At 67.7% G+C, this 18818-nt stretch carries 15 protein-coding genes; 5 read left to right on the forward strand and 10 right to left on the reverse strand.

Annotation, left to right across the window (positions count from 1 at the left end):
* Window positions 1-114: 114 nt before the first annotated feature.
* Genes BDO18943_RS09015 through BDO18943_RS09025 form a run of 3 tightly spaced genes read right to left on the reverse strand, consistent with a single transcriptional unit; the run spans window position 115 to window position 6131 of the window.
* A complete protein-coding gene (locus tag BDO18943_RS09015) occupies window positions 115-1638 on the reverse strand; it encodes an efflux transporter outer membrane subunit (RefSeq protein ID WP_175022023.1) in 1524 nt (507 codons plus the stop codon).
* Complete coding sequence (bpeB, locus tag BDO18943_RS09020; RefSeq protein WP_175022024.1) at window positions 1638-4838, reverse strand: efflux RND transporter permease BpeB; 3201 nt, start codon at window positions 4836-4838, stop codon at window positions 1638-1640. Before bpeB ends, BDO18943_RS09015 begins: the two co-directional genes overlap by 1 nt.
* A 15-nt stretch (window positions 4839-4853) precedes the next feature.
* Window positions 4854-6131 (reverse strand): efflux RND transporter periplasmic adaptor subunit, encoded by a 1278-nt coding sequence (locus BDO18943_RS09025; RefSeq protein WP_175022025.1) that lies wholly within the window; start codon window positions 6129-6131, stop codon window positions 4854-4856.
* Window positions 6132-6532: 401 nt separating this feature from the next.
* Here BDO18943_RS09025 and BDO18943_RS09030 point away from each other — a divergent pair, with 401 nt between their 5' ends.
* A complete protein-coding gene (locus tag BDO18943_RS09030) occupies window positions 6533-7174 on the forward strand; it encodes a TetR family transcriptional regulator (RefSeq protein WP_043190193.1) in 642 nt (213 codons plus the stop codon).
* A 91-nt stretch (window positions 7175-7265) separates the two neighbouring features.
* Here BDO18943_RS09030 and BDO18943_RS09035 read toward each other — a convergent pair whose 3' ends face one another.
* Complete coding sequence (locus BDO18943_RS09035; RefSeq protein WP_175022026.1) at window positions 7266-7943, reverse strand: cysteine hydrolase family protein; 678 nt, start codon at window positions 7941-7943, stop codon at window positions 7266-7268.
* A gap of 152 nt (window positions 7944-8095) precedes the next feature.
* Here BDO18943_RS09035 and BDO18943_RS09040 point away from each other — a divergent pair, with 152 nt between their 5' ends.
* On the forward strand, window positions 8096-9109 hold the full coding sequence (locus tag BDO18943_RS09040) for a helix-turn-helix domain-containing protein (protein WP_175022027.1): 1014 nt from the start codon (window positions 8096-8098) through the stop codon (window positions 9107-9109).
* 42 nt (window positions 9110-9151) lie between these two features.
* Here BDO18943_RS09040 and BDO18943_RS09045 read toward each other — a convergent pair whose 3' ends face one another.
* From BDO18943_RS09045 to BDO18943_RS09070, 6 genes are all read right to left on the reverse strand, one after another.
* Window positions 9152-9859, reverse strand: coding sequence for a CoxG family protein (locus tag BDO18943_RS09045; protein ID WP_175022028.1), 708 nt, complete (start codon window positions 9857-9859; stop codon window positions 9152-9154).
* Between the two features lie 28 nt (window positions 9860-9887).
* Window positions 9888-10247, reverse strand: a complete 360-nt coding sequence (locus BDO18943_RS09050; protein ID WP_089451204.1) for a DUF427 domain-containing protein — start codon at window positions 10245-10247, stop codon at window positions 9888-9890.
* 132 nt (window positions 10248-10379) lie between these two features.
* A complete protein-coding gene (locus BDO18943_RS09055) occupies window positions 10380-10817 on the reverse strand; it encodes a carboxypeptidase-like regulatory domain-containing protein (RefSeq protein WP_043190209.1) in 438 nt (145 codons plus the stop codon).
* A 104-nt stretch (window positions 10818-10921) separates the two neighbouring features.
* Window positions 10922-12409, reverse strand: coding sequence for a DegQ family serine endoprotease (locus tag BDO18943_RS09060; RefSeq protein ID WP_175022029.1), 1488 nt, complete (start codon window positions 12407-12409; stop codon window positions 10922-10924).
* A 100-nt stretch (window positions 12410-12509) separates the two neighbouring features.
* On the reverse strand, window positions 12510-13856 hold the full coding sequence (locus BDO18943_RS09065; RefSeq protein ID WP_175022030.1) for an ATP-binding protein: 1347 nt from the start codon (window positions 13854-13856) through the stop codon (window positions 12510-12512).
* Window positions 13857-13859: 3 nt separating this feature from the next.
* Window positions 13860-14522: a response regulator gene (locus BDO18943_RS09070; RefSeq protein WP_039360640.1), complete on the reverse strand. Its 663-nt coding sequence runs from the start codon at window positions 14520-14522 to the stop codon at window positions 13860-13862.
* A gap of 186 nt (window positions 14523-14708) precedes the next feature.
* On the opposite strand from BDO18943_RS09070, the gene dacB reads away from it, so the two are divergent.
* From dacB to BDO18943_RS09085, 3 genes are all read left to right on the forward strand, one after another.
* Window positions 14709-16241, forward strand: a complete 1533-nt coding sequence (gene dacB / locus BDO18943_RS09075) for a D-alanyl-D-alanine carboxypeptidase/D-alanyl-D-alanine endopeptidase (protein ID WP_175022031.1) — start codon at window positions 14709-14711, stop codon at window positions 16239-16241.
* Window positions 16242-16638: 397 nt separating this feature from the next.
* Window positions 16639-17553, forward strand: a complete 915-nt coding sequence (locus tag BDO18943_RS09080; protein WP_175022032.1) for a sterol desaturase family protein — start codon at window positions 16639-16641, stop codon at window positions 17551-17553.
* Window positions 17554-17648: 95 nt separating this feature from the next.
* Window positions 17649-18776, forward strand: a complete 1128-nt coding sequence (locus tag BDO18943_RS09085; protein ID WP_175022033.1) for an SGNH/GDSL hydrolase family protein — start codon at window positions 17649-17651, stop codon at window positions 18774-18776.
* Window positions 18777-18818: the final 42 nt, after the last annotated feature.

An 18818-nucleotide genomic window follows, 5' to 3' on the forward strand; every position in this document is an offset into this window, starting at 1 on the left:
CGAGCGCACAAAAGAAAACGCCACGGATTTTCATCCGTGGCGTTTTCGTTTCCGCATACCGCCGGTTCGAAGGACAAGCGCGGTAAACCGCGCCTGCCCTTTCCTTGCACTTGCTTACCCGTTCGTCGCCGCCGCCGACGCAGGCGCCGGAGCGGCCGCCTTGTCGTAGTCGACCGGTGCATCCGGCGCGCGCGGCGTCTCGCCGGCCCGCTCGATCCACCCGCCGCCCAGCGAACGGTACAGGTTGACCAGGTTGGTCCAGCGTGCCAGACGCGCGTTGATCAACGACTGCTGCGCGGTGTACAGGTCCGTCTGCGCGGTCAGCACCGACAGGTAGCTGTCGACACCGTTCTTGTAACGCAGGTCCGACAGGTCGAAACGTCGCTGCTGCGCGTGCTCGTTGCGCTCCAGCGCCGCGATCTGCTGGTCGTACGTGCCGCGTGCGGCCAGCCCGTCCGCCACGTCGCGGAACGCCGACTGGATCGCCTTCTCGTAGTTCGCGATCTCGATGCGCTTCTGCACGTGTGCAAGATCGAGGTTCGCGATGTTCGCACCGCCCTCGAAGATCGGCAGCGCGATGTTCGGCGCGAACGACCAGGCCGCCGTGCCGGCCTTGAACAGACCGCCCAGCGTCGGGCTCGCCGTGCCGAACGCGGCCGTCAGCGAGATCTTCGGGAAGAACGCCGCGCGTGCCGCGCCGATGTTCGCGTTCGCGGCCAGCAGCGACTGCTCGGCCTGCATCACGTCGGGGCGACGCGTCAGCAGGTCGGACGGCAGGCCAGCCGGCACGTCCGTCAGCAGGTTCTGCGCGTCGAGCGGCATGCCCGCCGGCAGATCGTCCGGCAGCGGCTCGCCGATCAGCAGCACCAGATAGTTCAGCGCCTGCGCACGCGCACGCGCCTGCGCCTGCTGGTTAGCGAGCGCCTGCTCGACCACCGTCTGCGCCTGACGCAGCTCGAGCTCGGAGCCCGTGCCGTTGTCGAACTGCAGCTTCGTCAGATCGTACGACGCCTGCGCCGTCTTCAGCGTGTCTTCCGTGACCTTCAGCAGATCGTCGGTCGACAGCAGCGTCAGGTATTGATCGGCCACCTGCGACACCAGCGAGATCTCCGACGCCTGCCGCGCATACGCGGTCGCCAGATACTGCGCGAGCGCCTGATCCTTCAGGCTCTGCACGCGGCCGAACAGGTCGAGTTCCCACGACGCCGACAGGCCGACGTTGTAGGTCGTCGTGATGTTCCGGCCCGGCGCCACCGACAGCGCATTCGGCAGGCGCTGACGATTACCGGTACCTGTCGCATCGAGCGTCGGGAACAGGCCCGCGCGCGTGATCTGGTACTGCGCGCGCGCCGCCTCGATGTTCAGCACCGACACGCGCAGGTCGCGGTTGTTCTTCAGCGCGATCTCGATCAGCCGCTGCAGGCGCGGATCGACGAAGAACTCGCGCCAGCCGATGGCGGTCGCCGCCTGGCCGTTCGCGCTGCGCGCGCCGGCCGCACCCGGCTGCGTCGCGTAGACGCCGCCGGCCGGGTACGCCTGCGCGACGGGTGCATCGGGCCGCTTGTAATGCGGCGCCATCGTGCAGCCCGTGGCGAAGAGCGCGACCGCGATTGCAGTCAAAGCGTGTTTTTGCATCATCACTGTCCCTTGTTGCCTTCGTCGCCGTTGCCCGGCTTCTCTTCGTGGTGCGAGTGCTCCTGAGCCAGGCGCAGCGCCTCGTCGACGTCTTCCTTCTCGCCGCTGAAGATCGCGCGGATCTTCACGAAGAACATCGGGATCATGAAGATCGCGAGGAACGTCGCCGTGATCATCCCGCCGATCACGCCCGTACCGATCGCGTGCTGGCTGGCCGAACCCGCGCCATTGCTGATCGCGAGCGGCATCACGCCGAGAATGAACGCGAGCGACGTCATCAGAATCGGACGCAGCCGCAGGCGCGCTGCTTCCAGCGCGGCCTCGATCGGCCCCATCTTCTCCGTCACCTGCAGTTCGCGCGCGAACTCCACGATCAGAATCGCGTTCTTCGCGGACAAGCCCACGGTGGTCAGCAGGCCGACCTGGAAGAACACGTCGTTCTCGAGGCCGCGCATCGTTGCCGCCAGCAGTGCACCGATCACGCCGAGCGGCACCACCATGATCACCGAGAACGGGATCGACCAGCTTTCATACAGCGCCGCGAGACACAGGAACACGACGAGGATCGAGATCGCGTACAGGATCGGCGCCTGCGAGCCGGACTGGATTTCCTGGAACGACAGGCCGGTCCACGAATAGCCGATACCGACCGGCAGCTTCTTCGCGAGCCCTTCCATCGCGGCCATCGCCTGACCGGTCGACTTGCCCGGTGCGGCCTGACCCTGGATTTCCATCGCCGACACACCGTTGTAGCGCTCGAGCTTCGGCGAACCGTACGTCCAGTGACCGGTCGCGAACGAGCTGAACGGCACCATCCCGCCCGACCCGTTGCGCACGTACCAGATGTTCAGGTCTTCCGGCGTCATCCGGAACGGTGCGTCTGCCTGCACGTAGACCTTCTTGATCCGGCCGTCGGTATCCAGGAAGTTGTTCACGTACTTCGACGCCCATGCGATCGAGAACGTCTGATCGATCGCATCCGCCGTCACGCCGAGCGCGTTCGCCTTCTCGCGATCGATGTCGACCTTGTACTGCGGCGTATCGTTCAGGCCGTTCGGACGCACGCCCTGCAGCGTCGGATCCTTCGAGGCCATCCCGAGCAGCTGGTTACGCGCGGCCATCAGTGCATCGTGGCCGAGACCCGCGTTGTCCGTCAGCTCGAAGTCGAAGCCGGCAGCCGTACCGAGTTCAGGAATCGACGGCGGGTTGAACGGGATCACGATCGCGTCCTTGTAGCCCGCGTAGCGCCCGAACATCCGGCCGATCAGCGCCTGCACCTTCTGGTTCGCATGCTGACGCTGCGAGTAGTCCTTCAGGCGCACGAACACGAGACCGGAGTTCTGGCCGCGGCCCGCGAAGCTGAAGCCGTTGACCGTGAACGCCGATTCGACGATTTCCTTCTCGTCCTTCAGCAGGTAGTCGGAAATGTTCGCGAGCGTCTTCGCGGTCGTTTCCTGCGTCGAGCCCGACGGCGTCTGCACGATCACGAACATCAGGCCCTGGTCTTCATCCGGCAGGAACGACTTCGGCAGGCGCACGAACAGCAGGCCGACCGCGACGATCACGACCAGGTAGATGATGAGCCAGCGGCCCGACCGCTTGATCACGTGGTGCACGCCGACGTGGTACTTGTCGCGGCTGTTGTTGAACGTGCGGTTGAACCAGCCGAAGAAGCCCTTCTTCTCTTCGTGATGCCCTTGCGGGATCGGCTTGAGGATCGTCGCGCACAGTGCCGGCGTCAGAATCAACGCGACGAGCACCGACAGCACCATCGCCGACACGATCGTCAGCGAGAACTGACGATAGATCGCGCCGACCGACCCGCCGGAGAACGCCACCGGCACGAACACCGCCGACAGCACGAGCGCCACGCCGACGAGTGCGCCGGTGATCTGGCCCATCGCCTTGCGGGTCGCCTCCTTCGGTGACAGGCCTTCTTCCGCCATCACCCGCTCGACGTTCTCCACCACCACGATCGCATCGTCCACCAGCAGGCCGATCGCGAGCACGAGGCCGAACATCGACAGCGTGTTGATCGAGAAGCCCACCATCGACATGATCGCGAACGTGCCGAGCAACACGACCGGCACCGCGATCGTCGGGATGATCGTCGCCCGCAGGTTCTGCAGGAACAGATACATCACGAGGAACACCAGCACGATACCTTCGAGCAGCGTCTTGACCACTTCCTCGATCGACAGCTTCACGAACGGCGTCGTGTCGTACGGGTACTTCACGACGAGGCCGTGCGGGAAGAACGGTGCCAGTTCGTCGATCTTCGCGCGCACGGCCTTCGCGGTTGCGAGCGCGTTCGCGTTGGTTGCGAGCTGGATACCGAGTGCCGCGGTCGGCTGACCGTTGTACTTCGTGTCGAAGTTGTAGTTTTCGCCGCCGAGTTCGATCTTCGCGACATCCTTCAGGCGAACCTGCGAGCCGTCCTGGTTGACCTTCAGCAGGATGTTGCCGAACTGCTCGGGCGTCTGCAGCAGCGTCGATTCGGTGATCGTCGCCTGCAGCATGGTGCCCGGCGTGGCCGGCGTGCCGCCGATCTGGCCGCCTGCGATCTGCACGTTCTGTGCGGCGATCGCGGTCGACACGTCGACCGGCGTGAGGCCGTAGTTCGTCAGGCGGTTCGAATCGAGCCAGACCCGCATCGCGTACTGCGAGCCGAACAGCGTGACGGTACCGACGCCGTTCAACCGGCTGATCGGATCCTTCACGTGCGACGCCACGAAGTTCGCGAGGTCGTACTTGTTCATGCTGCCGTCTTCGGAGTTGAAGGCGAGCACCAGCAAGAAGCTGCTGCTCGACTTCGTCACCGAAAGACCGAGCTGCTGCACGACCTGCGGCAGAATCGGCGTCGCGAGCGACAGCTTGTTCTGCACCTGAACCTGCGCGATGTCGGCGTTGGTACCCGGCGCGAAGGTCAGCGTGATCGTCGCGTTGCCCGAGTCATCGCTGGTCGACGACATGTACAGGAAGTTGTCGAGACCGCTCATCTGCTGCTCGATCACCTGCGTCACCGTGTCTTCCACCGTCTTCGCGGAAGCGCCCGGGTAGTTCGCGGTGATCTGGATCGATGGCGGCGCGATCGTCGGATACTGCGAGATCGGCAGCGTGAAGATCGCCGCAACCCCGGCCAGCATCAGGATGATGGCGATCACCCACGCGAAGATCGGGCGATCGATAAAAAACTTTGCCATGAAACAGGCTCCCTGTTATTGCGCGCTCGAAGCAGCGGCAGCACTCGCCGGCGCAGCGCCCGATGCGGCAGCACCGGAAGCGGCAGCGGCGCCGGAACCGGCGGCAGCCGGCGCGGCGGTGGCGGCAGCCGCACCCGGTGCGGCATTGGCCGCCGGGGCGAGCTGCGCGGGGACCGTCTTCACGGTCGCACCCGGGCGCACCTTGTCGACACCCTGCACGATCACGTGATCGCCGGCTTCCAGACCGCCTTCGACGATCCAGTTCGCGCCTTGCATGCCCGTCGTCTTCAGCGGGCGCGGCTCGACCTTGTTGCCGGCGTTCACCACCATCGCGATCGCCTGGCCCTTCTGGTCATGCGTGACGCCGATCTGCGGCACCAGGAACGCGTTCTCGTTCACGCCTTCCTCGATCCGTGCACGCACGAACATGCCCGGCAGCAGCACGCGGCCCGGGTTCGGGAACACCGCGCGGATCGTCACCGAACCGGTGGTCTGGTCGACCGTCACGTCCGAGAACTGCAGCTTGCCCGGCTCCGAATAGGTCTTGCCGTCTTCCAGGATCAGCGACACCTTCGCGGCGCCCGGGCCGCTCGTCTTCAGGCGGCCGCTCTGCACGTCCTGGCGCAGCTTCAGGCCCTCGAGGCTCGACTGCGTGAGGTCCACATACACCGGGTCGAGCTGCTGCACCGTCGACATCAGCGTCGCCTGGCTTGCCTGCACGTACGCGCCCGGCGTCACCTGCGAGATGCCGACGCGGCCGGTGATCGGCGACACGACATCGGTATAGCCGAGGTTGATCTGCGCGGTATCGACCGCTGCCTTGCCTGCCGCGACGTCCGCCGCGGCCTGGCCTTGCGTGGCCACCGCGTTGTCGTAGTCCTGCTTGCTGACCGCGTTCGCGGCCACCAGCACCTTGTAGCGCGCGACCAGCGCATTCTGCGTGACGAGGTTCGCCTGCGCCTTCGCGAGCGTCGCCTTCGCGCTGTTCAGCGCGGCGACGTACGGCGCCGGGTCGATCTTGTAGAGGCGCTGACCGGCCTTGACGTCGGTGCCTTCGGTGAATTCACGGCGCAGCACGATGCCGTCGACCCGTGCGCGGACCTGCGCGACGAGGAACGCACTGGTGCGGCCCGGCAGGTCGGTGAAGACCGGTACGGTTTGCGGCTGGACAGTGACGACGCCAACTTCCGGCGTTTGCGGCGGCGGTGCCGATTCTTTCTTCCCGCACGCGGCCAGGAAAACGGCGGCCGTCGCGACAGTGATTAAGCGGTATGGAACCCGTTCGACGCGCATGGAGCGACCTCTGTGTATAACCAATGGAATAAGTGCCGCACCCGACCGGAGGGAGCGCAACACGGATGCGCCTCACGGCGCAGATCGAACACCTGAATTACTGGACTGCTAGATACAGCAAGCGGCACGAAACCTCCGTGCCAACAGGTTGCCCCGCACTGCGGACTGGTACTTTGGCGGGAATCAGCAGAGTGGGATATTAACTGATTGCCACTTGGGTCATTCGATCGTAGGGTGGTATTGTATATACATTCATGAATGTATGTAAAAAGCCCGTTTATGCCCAGCCGACTGTCCAGTCTTACGAATTGTTACCAGTCGCAAGCATAGCCCGTCTCCCAGACGGCGACGAGGGTTGCAGACCCTATATTCACCTACGATCGATCCAATCAGGCCTGCACATGGTCAGACGTACCAAGGAGGAGGCGCTCGAGACGCGCAATCGCATTCTCGACGCCGCCGAACACGTGTTCTTCGAGAAGGGCGTGTCGCACACGTCGCTCGCGGACATCGCCCAGCACGCCGGCGTGACGCGTGGCGCAATCTACTGGCATTTCGCGAACAAGAGCGAACTGTTCGACGCGATGTTCGACCGCGTGTTTCTGCCGATCGACGAACTGAAGCGGATGCCGCTCGACGCACCGGGCGGCAATCCGCTGGAGAAGATCCGCCAGATCCTGATCTGGTGCCTGCTCGGCGTGCAGCGCGACGCGCAGTTGCGCCGCGTGTTCAGCATCCTGTTCATGAAGTGCGAGTACGTCGCGGATCTGGAGCCGCTGCTGCAGCGCAACCGCGCGGGGATGAGCGAGGCGCTGCACGCGATCGACGCCGATCTCGCGGCGGCCGTGCGGCTCAAGCTGCTGCCCGAGCGGCTCGATACGTGGCGTGCGACGCTGATGCTGCACACGCTCGTCAGCGGTTTCGTGCGCGACACGCTGATGCTGCCCGACGAGATCGATGGCGAGCGGCATGCGGAAAAGCTCGTCGACGGCTGTTTCGACATGCTGCGCTACAGCCCGGCGATGCTGAAGGACGACGACTGACCGCGTGACGCGCGTTCGCCCGCGGCTTTCGTTTCATCGGGCGGCGCGGCAACCTCGCCAACGCGCCGCCCCCTCCTCCTCCCCGTCCGGTTCAGGCCGCCTTCGCGCGCTGCGCGCGGGCCCGCCGATTCGACGCAACGACCGAATCGCGCTTCGGCATCGGTACGCCGGCCAGTCCGGCGATCCACGCGTCGGTCGACATCACGGCCGCGAAATTCGACTGAAACACCACCCCGTACGCGCGGTGAATCTCCTCGGCGCTCGCCGCGCCCGCTTCGTTCTCGTACGGCAGTGCGCCCGTCGCGTCATCGAGGTACTCGACATTCAGCCCCGCGTGCGCCGCGTGATAGACCGTCGCCGCATTGCAGTTGTGCGTCATGTAGCCGGCCACCGCGAGCGTGTCGATCCCGTGCGCCTCGAGCCATTCGGCAAGGTCGGTCCCGGCAAACGAGCTGGCCTGCTGCTTCTCGATCAGGTGCGCGTACGGCCGGCCGGCGACCACCGCGTGCAGTGCGACGCCGTCGGAGCCGGGCGCGAAGATCGGCGCACCGGTCGGCGCGACGTGCTGGACGACGATCACCGGCACGCCGGCCGCATGCGCGGCATCGATCGCGCGGCCGATGTTCGCGAGCGACACGTCGAGCGGCGGGTATTCGATCGGCAGGTTGCCCGTCACGTACTCGTTCTGGACGTCGATCACGATCAGCGCGCGGCGGGAAGTCGGGCGGGAAACGGAATGGGCAGCGGAATGCGGGACGGCGTTCGACATGGCGGGCTCCTGGTCCGGGGGCGCGGCCCCGCCCCGGAACGGGACGGCCAGCGGCGCGATGCGATGCATTGTCGGCGCGCATCGCTCGCGCGGACAGTGGCCCGATAGCCATTCTTCGATAAAATCGGGCCATCGCCATTCCGGAGCCCGCCATGACCGCCGCCTCGTCCACCCGGCCCGCCCCGCCGGTTCCGACCGTCGTTGCCGTGATCGCGTACGACGGCATCAGCCCGTTCCACCTGTCGGTGCCGTCCGTCGTGTTCGGCAAGGAACGCGATGCGGCCGCGTCGCCCGTATTCGAGTTCCGTGTCTGCTCGGCCGAACGCGGCCCGCTGTCGACGACCGGCGGCTTCACGATCACCGCGCCATACGGGCTCGACGGGCTCGACGACGCGGACATCGTCATCGTGCCGGCGTGGCGCGATCCGGACGAAGCGCCACCCGACGTGCTGGTCGACGCGGTCCGCGCGGTCGCCGCGCGTGGCGCGCAGCTCGTCGGGCTGTGCCTCGGCGCCTACGTGCTCGCCGCGGCCGGCCTGCTCGACGGCCGCCCGGCCACCACGCACTGGGCATGGGCCGACGACTTCGCGCAACGCTTTCCACGCGTGAAGCTCGATCCGGACGTGCTGTACGTGGACGACGGCAACCTGATGACGTCGGCCGGCACGGCCGCGGGGCTCGACTGCTGCCTGCACGTCGTGCGGCGGCGCTTCGGCTCGGACGCCGCGAACCAGATCGCGCGCCGCCTCGTAATCCCGCCGCACCGCCAGGGCGGGCAGGCGCAATACGTGCCGCAACCGGTCGCCGCGCACCCGCGCGACGCGCGGCTCGCGGGCCTGCTCGACTGGGTACGCGCCCACCTCGACGCCGCGCACAGCGTCGATTCGCTCGCCGAACGCGTGTTGATGAGCCGGCGCACGTTCACGCGCCACTTCCGCCAGGCAACCGGTACGACCGTCACCGCGTGGCTGCAGGCCGAGCGGCTCGCGCGCGCGCAGCATCTGCTGGAAACCACCGGGCAGTCGATCGATGCGATCGCGCAGGCGGCCGGCTACGGGTCGAGCGTGTCGCTGCGCCAGCATTTCGCGGGCGCGCTCGGCACCTCGCCGTCCGCGTATCGAAGGGAATTTCGCGGCGCCGGAGCCGGCGCCGATGTCGTGCGGTAACGCGCGCGGCGGGCGGGCCTTGCCGCGGAACCGTCCGGCCGTTCAGCCGCCGTTGATCCAGCGCGCCGCGTAAAGCAGCAGCGCGACGAAGACGATCATCGCGGCCCAACCCCAGACGGGCACCGTGCCGGAGCCGCGATGCGGGAGCGCGCTGGCGGCGCGCCCGGTCAGCGCGCCACCGAGGTGCGGCGGCAACGCACGCTTCGTCGCGGCCACCAGCGCCGCCGGCCGCAGGAACACATGCTGGCGCCGCGGCGCGGCCGAGCGTGCGCGATTCGGTGCGAGGCCGTGCTTCGCCTGGACGACCGCGCAGAATTCGCGGAAGAAATCGTCGGTCCATTCGCGCAGCGTATTTTCGATCTGCCGCCCCGGCAGCTCGGTGAGCGGGCCGCTCGCTGTCACCCAGACCACGTACTCGATGCGCGTGGCGTTCGCGTCGTCATCCGGCATCAGCACGAGTTCGACCTGACCGCGCAGCGCGCCGAGCCCGTCGGCCCGCGCCTTGAAGTTGAGCACGCGGCGCGGCTGCCCTTCCGCGTCGCCCTGCTCGGCGGCCGCATGCGCCCGCACGTCGTAGCGGGCACGCAGCGGGCCGAGCGGCACCGTGATCGTCAGCGCGAACTCGCCATGCGCATGCTTCTCGAAGGATTCGCAATGCTCGAAGCTCGCGCGCAGCAACGCGAGATCCTCGAACGCCTCCTGTACGACAGGCGGCGCGAGCGGTACGCGTAATGTGTCGTTCAGTTCCATGACGCCTCCCCGATGAACGCGCGCCGCATCAGGACGTCTCGACGAGACTGTCGATCCGTGCGGCGTCGAAGGCGACGTAGTGCGCGAGCGCCGACGCGGCCTCCTCCGGTTCCTCGTAACTCCATGCGGCGTTTTCGATCACGCCGTCTTCCGTCTGCAAGTCGAAGTGCACGGCCTGGCCCCTGAACGGACAGGCCGACGTGACGCCCGATTTCACGAGCCGGCGCATGTTGACGTCGCCGCGCGGCAGGTAGTGGGTGTCCGGCAGGCCCGTTTCGCGCACGGTCAGCGCGCCGTGCGAATCGGCGTACGTGATGCCGCGATGGATCACGCGCACGCGATGGCGGTTCGGCACGATTTCGAGACGAGGGTCGGCTGCATCGGACATCGTTTCTCCTTGGGGCGGCCCGGCCAGACCGGACTCAGGAAACGAAAAAGCCACGGCACGCGTGCCGTGGCTTTCATTATGGGCGAAACCGCTGCCGAATGCGCGACCCCGCCCGGGGCCGCGCGCGGCGGGCTACTGGGCGCTCCACTGGAATGCGGTTTTCGCGCCGCCCTTCGCGCCGACCGTGACGGCGCGGGATTCCTCATTGCCCTGGTACGACGCATGCACGGTATAGCGGCCCGGCGGCACCTTCACGAGCATGTACGGCCCGCGCGCGTCGGTCTTCAGCACCTCATCGCCCTTGCCGTCGACGATCCGCACATGGACGTCGGCCAGGAACTCGCCGCCTTTGCCGGTGAACCGCAGCGCCAGCGGCCACATCGGCTCGTTGCGCTGGAACGCCGTCGATTCGTCCTGCCCGACGCCGCCGGACACGAAGGTGACGTCGCCCTGCTGGCGCGCGGCGGGCAAGCCGTCCGACTGCGCGTACGCGCCGGTCGCACCGGCTGCGAGGCCGGCGACCAGCGCCGCGGCGACGGCAAATCGGGACACGTTGCGTAGATATTGCATGGCTCCCTCCTTGGGGTCGGAACACATACAGGGCGCAGCGTCACGCGTTCGAACGGCGGCGGCGCCCGCCGCGGCCGGCCTGGCCGGCCGTCGGCCGTGGCCGGTCAGCTCAGGTCGACCGGCACGAAGATCTGTGCATTATCGCGCTGGATCAGTAGAGCAAGACTGTTGCCCGCGCCCTTGACCGCGTCGCGCAACTGCTCGGGGCTCGTGACCGGGCGGCCGTTGACCGCGAGGATCACGTCGCCGGGCTGGATGCCCGCGTTGGCGGCCGGCCCGCCGGCCTGCTGCACGATCAGGCCGTGCGACAGGTTGTCGGCGCTGCGCTCCTGCGGCGACAGCGGACGTACCGCGACACCCAGGCGCCCCTGTTCGACCGGACCGCCGTCATTCGACGCGAGCTTCGCGTCGGCCATCGCGCCGAGCGTCACGCTGATCGTCTTCTTCGACTTGTCGCGCCAGATCTGCAGGTCGGCCTTCGAACCCGGCTTCAGGTTCGCGATCTGCGCGGGCAGCGACGTCGAATCGGCAACCGGCGAGCCGTTGACCGACAGGATCACGTCGCCCGGCTGCAGGCCGGCCTTCGCGGCCGGGCCGTTCGAATCGACCGAGCTGACGAGCGCGCCGTCCGGCTTCTGCAGGCCGAACGAGCTCGCGAGCGTCTGGTTCAGCCCCTGCACGGCGACGCCGAGGCGGCCGCGGCTCACGTGGCCCGTCTTCACGAGCTCGTCCTTGACCTTGATCGCCTCGTTGATCGGGATCGCGAACGACAGGCCCTGGAAGCCGCCCGTCTGCGAGTAGATCATCGAGTTGATGCCAATCACCTCGCCCTGCAGGTTGAACAGCGGGCCGCCCGAGTTGCCGGGGTTCACCGGCACGTCGGTCTGAATGAACGGCGTGTAGTTCTCGTCCGGCAGCGCGCGCGACTTCGCGCTGATGATGCCCGACGTGACCGTGTTGTCGAAGCCGTACGGCGAACCGATCGCGACGACCCACTGGCCGACCTTGCTCTGCGCCGGGTCGCCGATCTTCACGGTCGGCAGGCCGCTCGCGTCGATCTTCAGCACCGCGACGTCGGACTGCTTGTCCGCGCCGACGACCTTCGCCTTGTATTCGCGCTTGTCGGTCAGCTTGACCGTGACGACGTTCGCGCCGTCGATCACGTGCGCATTGGTGAGGATGTACCCGTCGGAGCTGATGACGAACCCGGAACCGAGGCTCGCGCTCGGCTGGTCGTCCGGCTGCGCGTCGCCGCCCATGCCCGGCACCTGGCCGTAGAAGTGCTTGAAGAACTGGTAGAACGGGTCGCTCGGATCGATCGGCAGTTGCGGCTGCTGCTGCACGCGTCGCGACACCTGCTTCACGACATGCTTCGCGCTGATGTTCACGACCGCGGGGCCGTAGGTCTCGACGAGCCCGGAGAAATCGGGGATGCCGGTCTTGGCGGCCGCTTCGGCCGGCATCAGCGCGGCGGCCTGCGCCGGCGTGATGATCTGCGGATCGGCACGGTGGGTGCCGGCGACATAAGCGGCGGACAGGGCGGCCGCCACGGCGACCGCGACGGCGCCGCGCGCAAGGAATCGGGTGTTCATCGTAGGACCTCCTCTTTGTTAGGACGCAGCGTAACGACCCTGACTTAAAGGAGGCTTAATCAGCCCTAAGCGGCTGCCGACGCCCTTCCGGCACCGTTCTTCACACGGATTCGGACGGCTGTGGCGCCTCGGCCCGCATCTCCGCGTCGCGGAACACGACGCTGACGAGCAGGCCGCCCGCGGCCGCGTCGCCGAGCGACACCGTCGCGCCCTGCTGAGCGGCCACGCGCTTGACGATCGCGAGCCCGAGCCCGCTGCCCGACACGTCGGTGCGCGCTCGCGCGGAGCTGTCGCGATAGAAGCGGTCGAACACGCGCTCGCGCTCGTCGGCCGGAATGCCGGGCCCGCTGTCGCCGATCTGCACGCATGCGCGGCCGGCCGCGTCGCGGGTCAGCGACACGTCGATGCGGCCGCCGTCCGGCGTGTACTTCACCGCGTTGTCGAGCAGGTTGCCGAACATCACGCGCAGCGCGCCGACGTCCGCGACGACGCTCGCCGCGCGCGTTTCCTCGAAGCCGAGATCGATGTCGCGCCGCTGCGCGAGCGGCGCAAGCGCGGCCACGCATTCGGCGAGCAGCCCCTGCAGGTCGACCGGCTCACGCATCGTCGCGCCATCCGGCTCGGCGCGTGCGAGCGCAAGCAGCTGCTCCGTGAGACGCGTCGCACGCGATACGCCATCCTGGAGATCCGCGACCGCCTCGCGGCGCGATGCATCGTCCTTCGCACGGGCGACGAGCTGCGCCTGGATCTGCACCGCCGCGAGCGGCGTGCGCAGTTCGTGCGCGGCGTCGGCCACGAAGGCCTTCTGCGTGTCGAGCGCGGCCGACAGCCGCGCGAGCAGCCCGTTCAGCGCCCGTACGAGCGGCTGCACCTCGAGCGGCAGGCGCGCATCGGGCAGCGGATCGAGCGCTTCCGGCCGGCGTGCCTCGACGGCGCGCGTCACGCGGCCAAGCGGCGCGAGCCCGCGCCCGACGATCACCCACACGGCCGCGCCGAGGAACGGCAGCAGCACGATCAGCGGCCACAGCGTGCGCAGCGCGACGTTCGCCGCGAGCCGGTTGCGCACCGACAGCGGCTGCGCGAGCTGCACGACGTTGTCGCCGACGATCGCACCGTACACGCGCCATTCGCCGCGGTCGGTGCGCTCGGTCGAGAAGCCGAGCTCCGCGCGCGGCGCGATCGGCGCACGCGGATGCGAGAAGTACATCAGCACGCCGTTGCGGTTCCAGATCTGGATCACGATGCCTTCGTCGCCGTTGGTGCGCGAGCCGAACACCTGCGAGAACGGCTCGGACGGCAAGGCCGCGGCGATTTCCTGCAACTGGTAGTCGAACAGCTCGTTCGCCTCGGCGAGCGCCTGCCGGTAGATGAGCCAGCCCGCGATACCCACGCCCGCGACGACGATCGCGAGCAGCCAGATCAGCAATTGATGACGAATCGACCTCACGCGTCAGCTTTCCTTGACGACCATGTAGCCGAGCCCGCGCACGTTGCGGATCAGGTCCGAGCCGAGCTTCTTGCGCAGCGCGTGGATGTAGACCTCGACCGTGTTGCTGCCAATCTCCTCGCCCCAGCCGTACATCTTCTCCTCGAGCTGGCTCTTCGACAGCACCGCGCCGGGCCGTGCGAGCAGCGCTTCGAGCAGCGCGAACTCGCGCGCGGACAGCGCGACGGGCACGCCGTCGAGCGTCACCTGGTGCGAAGCGGGATCGAGCGTCAGCGCGCCGTGGCGGATCAGCGATTCGCTGCGCCCGGCCTGGCGGCGGATCAGCGCGCGCATCCGCGCGCCCAGTTCATCGAGGTCGAACGGCTTGACGAGGTAATCGTCGGCGCCCGCGTCGAGCCCTTTCACGCGATCGGCCACCGCGTCGCGCGCGGTGACGATCAGCACCGGCAGCGCCAGCCCGCGCGCGCGCAGCGTGCGCAGCACATCGATGCCGTCGCGCTTCGGCAAGCCGAGATCGAGCAGCAGCAGGTCGTACGTCTCGCCGCCGAGCGCCGTCAGCGCGGCGTCGCCGTCCTGCACCCAGTCGACCGCAAAGCCGTCCGAGCGCAGCGCCTTGCGCACGCCTTCGGCAATCATTCGATCATCTTCGACAAGCAGAATCCGCATCGGGACAGGCATCCATCGGGCGAGTGAAACACGGCGACCATTGTAGCGCCGCGAATCGCGTGCGCGGCACGGTGCAATGCAACAGAAAGGCGGATTGCAAGGGGCCTGTCCGGACTTGTCTCTACAATGTGCGCTTTGGCGCCGCGCGCGCCCTGCCCGAACGTCGTGCTTCTCCCGTATTCGCCCATGCCGATTTCCGATCTGTCCACCCGGTTCGCCCCCCGCGCCCGCGTCTGCCTGCGGGCCGCCGCCGTCGTCGCCACCTGCACGGCCCTCGCGTTCGCGCCGTCCGCGCAGGCCCGCAAGAAATCCCACAAGGAAGCGCGCAAGACCCCGGTCGTGTCGCCCGCCGCGCGTGCGGCCGGCCTGCCGGCGTCCGTGCTCGTCGCGCTGCAGCGCGCGAAGGTGCCGGCGTCGGCGATGAGCGTCGTCGTCGAGCGCGTCGGCGATCCGGAGCCGCTGATCGCGTGGAACGCGAGCCGGCCGATGATGCCCGCCTCGACGATGAAGCTCGTGACGACCTTCTCGGGCCTGTCGATCCTCGGCCCCGACTACCGCTGGCGCACGACCGCCTACACGGACGGCACGATCGACCCTGACGGCACGCTGCAGGGCAACCTGTACATCAAGGGCACCGGCGATCCGAAGCTCGTGCCCGAAGAGCTGATCGACCTCGTCGACAAGCTCCGCAAGGCCGGCGTCAAGCGCGTGGCCGGCGGCCTCGTGCTCGACAAGAGCTACTTCGCGGCGTCGACGCGCGATCTCCCTTCGTTCGACGACGACGCAAGCGCGCCGTACAACGTCGGCCCCGATCCGTTGCTGTACGCATTCAAGGCCATATCGTTCACCGTCACGCCGGGCGACGACGGCAAGGTGGCCGTCGACGTGCTGCCGCCACTCGCCGACCTGTCGATCGACAACCAGCTGGTCGAAGGCTCGGGCTCGTGCAGCGCGGCCGCCGCGGCCGCGCGCCCGACGCTGACGGCTGGCAGCGGGATCATGACCGCCTCGTTCGCCGGCGACTATCCGCTGCGCTGCGGCGCGCACACGACCAACCTCGCGATCCTCGATCACACGACGTTCTTCGCGCGCGGCTTCCTTGCGCTGTGGCAGCAGGACGGCGGCACGATCGCCGGGCCGGTGAGCGAAGGCAAGGTGCCGACCACCGCGCGGCCCCTCGCCGTGCATCACAGCCCGGTGCTCGGCAGCATCGTCTACGACATCAACAAGTTCAGCAACAACGTGATGGCGCGCAACCTGTTCCTGACGATCGGCGCGGTCAGCGGCAAGCCGCCCGCGACGCCCGAACAGTCGAGCCGCGTGATCCAGGCGTTCCTGCAGAAGAACGGCATCGCGATGCCTGACCTCTTGCTCGAAAACGGCTCGGGCCTGTCGCGCGAAGAGCACATGAGCGCGCTGTCGCTCGCCGCACTGCTGCAGGCCGCGAACGCAAGCCCTGTTGCGCAGACCTTCATCGATTCGCTGCCGATCGCGGGCATCGACGGCACGATGAAGAACCGCCTCACCAACGCCGGCGTGCTCGGCAACGCGCACATCAAGACCGGCACGCTGCGCGACGTGCGCGCGATCGCCGGCTACGTCGCCGGCGCCGACGGCCAGAGCTACATCGTCGTCAGCTTCATCAACAACGATCACGCGGAAGCCGCGCGCGCCGCGCACGACACGCTGCTCGAGTGGATCTACGCGGGCGCGCACTGACGTTTCAGCGCGCAGCGACACGATGCGGCGGCGCCGGCGGCCCGCTCGCGCCGACCTGCGCCGGCCACGGGGCGGCACCGCGCAGCGGGTCGCCCCTGCAGGCGGGCGGCACGGCCTGCCGGGGCCGCCGCACACGGAATTCCGCTCTCCCCGGTTTGAAACGGTAGCCGCCACCGGTGCGCAACGCACCGCACGCCAACCGCGCCCACAAAACAGGGCCGCACCGCCCGGCCCCGCGCCGCGCGGTTTCCGTAGAAACCCTGTCCTCAGAGGGAACCCTCTACGCTCCCCCCTCGCCTAGCGCGTGGCGATTGCGTAGGCTGTTGGCCTGACTGATATCTACAACGGGCCACACGCCCGGCCTCACGGCTTGCAGGGGAAAGAAGGAGACACGCCCATGCGATTCGACGTCGAATTGCTTCTGCTCGCGCTGGCGCCCGTCTTCCTGCTCTGCATCGCGTGGGAGGCCTGGCACCTCGCCCGCACTCGTGCGCAGGACCATGTCTATGCGTGGCGCGACACGCTGTGCAACGCAGCGCTCGCGCTGATGCACCAGGGCGCCGACAAGCTCGCATGGCTGTTCGTGATCCCCGTTTATGCGTACTGCTACCGGCACTATCGGCTGGTCACGTGGCACGACGGCTGGCTGTCATTCGCAGTGCTGTTCGTCGCGCAGGATTTCCTCTACTACGTGTTTCATCGCGCGAGCCATCGCGTGCGCTGGCTGTGGGCCGCGCACGTCGTGCACCACTCGTCGGAGCGAATGAATTTCTCGACCGCGTTCCGCCAGAGCCTGATGTACCCGGTCGCGGGGATGTGGGTGTTCTGGCTGCCGCTCGCGTTCGCCGGCTTTCCGCCGCAACAGGTCGTCGGCATCGTGCTGATCAACCTCGCGTTCCAGTTCTTCGTGCACACGCAGGCGATCGGCAAGCTCGGCTGGCTCGAATACGTGCTGAACACGCCGTCGATCCACCGCGCGCATCATGCGCGCAATCCGCGCTACATCGACCGCAATTACGCAGGCGTCCTTGTGATCTGGGATCGCCTGTTCGGCAGCTATGTCGAGGAAACGCCCGACGATCCGCCGCAGTACGGGATCGTCGAACGGCTCGGCTCGAACAACCCGCTCGTCGCGACGTTCCACGAGTGGGTATCGATGGCCGGCGACGCGTTGCGCGTCGACGGCTGGCGCAACAAGCTGCGCGCGATTTTCGGCCCGCCTGAATGGGCGAGCGCTTATCATGCGCAGATTGCCGAGGCCGCGAACCCCGATCCGCGCACCGTGCCGCTTGCGGCTGCGCGCGACCAATAAACCGTTTCAGCCAACGGCCGCCGTGCAGCCCGGAACCGAGCAGGCACACGGCAGATGAGAAACACATCAGGCCATATCTACGAGGAGATCGAACGATGCAGACACAACAACACGCACCTACCCGCACCCGGCAACGCATGCTGCGCACCGCGCAAGTCGCGATCGCCGGCGCCGCGCTCGCGCTGCTCGCCGCGTGCGGTGGCGGCGGTGACGACAACAACAGCGCGTCGAACACGCCGCCGTCGGGCGTGAAAATGCAGATCGTGTCGTTCGGTGACAGCCTGTCCGACGCCGGCACCTACTCGCAGATCAAGCTCGGCTTCGGCGGCGGCCGCTTCACGACGAACCCCGGCCAGGTGTGGACGCAGGACGTCGCGCAGTATTACGGCGACACGCTGCAGCCGGCCAACCAGGGCGGTTTCGGCGTGCCGCTGCAGGCCACCGGCGGCCTCGGCTACGCTCAGGGCGGCGCACGCGTGACGCAGCAGCCGGGCCTCGGCCACGCGGACGCGAGCGTGCCGAACGCGGACTACGCACAGGCGACCACGATGCCGATCGCCGACCAGGTCAAGCAATACGTGTCGCAGCACGGCAGCTTCAACGCCGGCCAGATCGTACTGCTCAACGGCGGCGCGAACGACATCTTCTATCAGGTCGCGGCGCTGCAGGCGGGCGCGATCACGCCGACGCAACTGCAGCAGAACATCGGGCTGGCCGCGCAGCAGCTTGCCGGCATCGTCCAGCAGATCGTCGCCGCCGGCGCGACCCACGTGTTCGTGTCGAACGTGCCGGACATCGGCGGCACGCCGCTCGCGCTGCAAGGCGGCACGCAGACGACCCTCACGCAACTGTCGATGCTGTTCAACGGCACGCTCGCCGCGACGCTGCAGGCGCTCAAGGTCGATACGACCAAGTTTGTGCTGATGGACACGTTCACGTGGCAGGACGGCATCCTCGCGAACTACCAGGCGAACGGCTTCACCGTATCGAACACCGATACCGGGTGCAACCTGAAGGCGATGGTCGCGGCAGCAACGCAATACGGCGTCGCGAACGCAACCGCATTCGGCTCGTCGCTGTTCTGCTCGCCGCAGACCTACACGGCCGCCAACGCGGACCAGACCTACATGTTCGCCGACACGGTCCACCCGACCACGCACCTGTACGCGCTGTTCGCGCAGTTCGTCCAGTCGAAGATCGCGGCGTCGGGCGTCGGCAAGTAAGCCGCCGGCCACGCGCCCAAACGAAAACGCCCGACCGGTTCG

The organism is Burkholderia aenigmatica (assembly GCF_902499175.1).
Lineage (GTDB): Bacteria > Pseudomonadota > Gammaproteobacteria > Burkholderiales > Burkholderiaceae > Burkholderia > Burkholderia aenigmatica.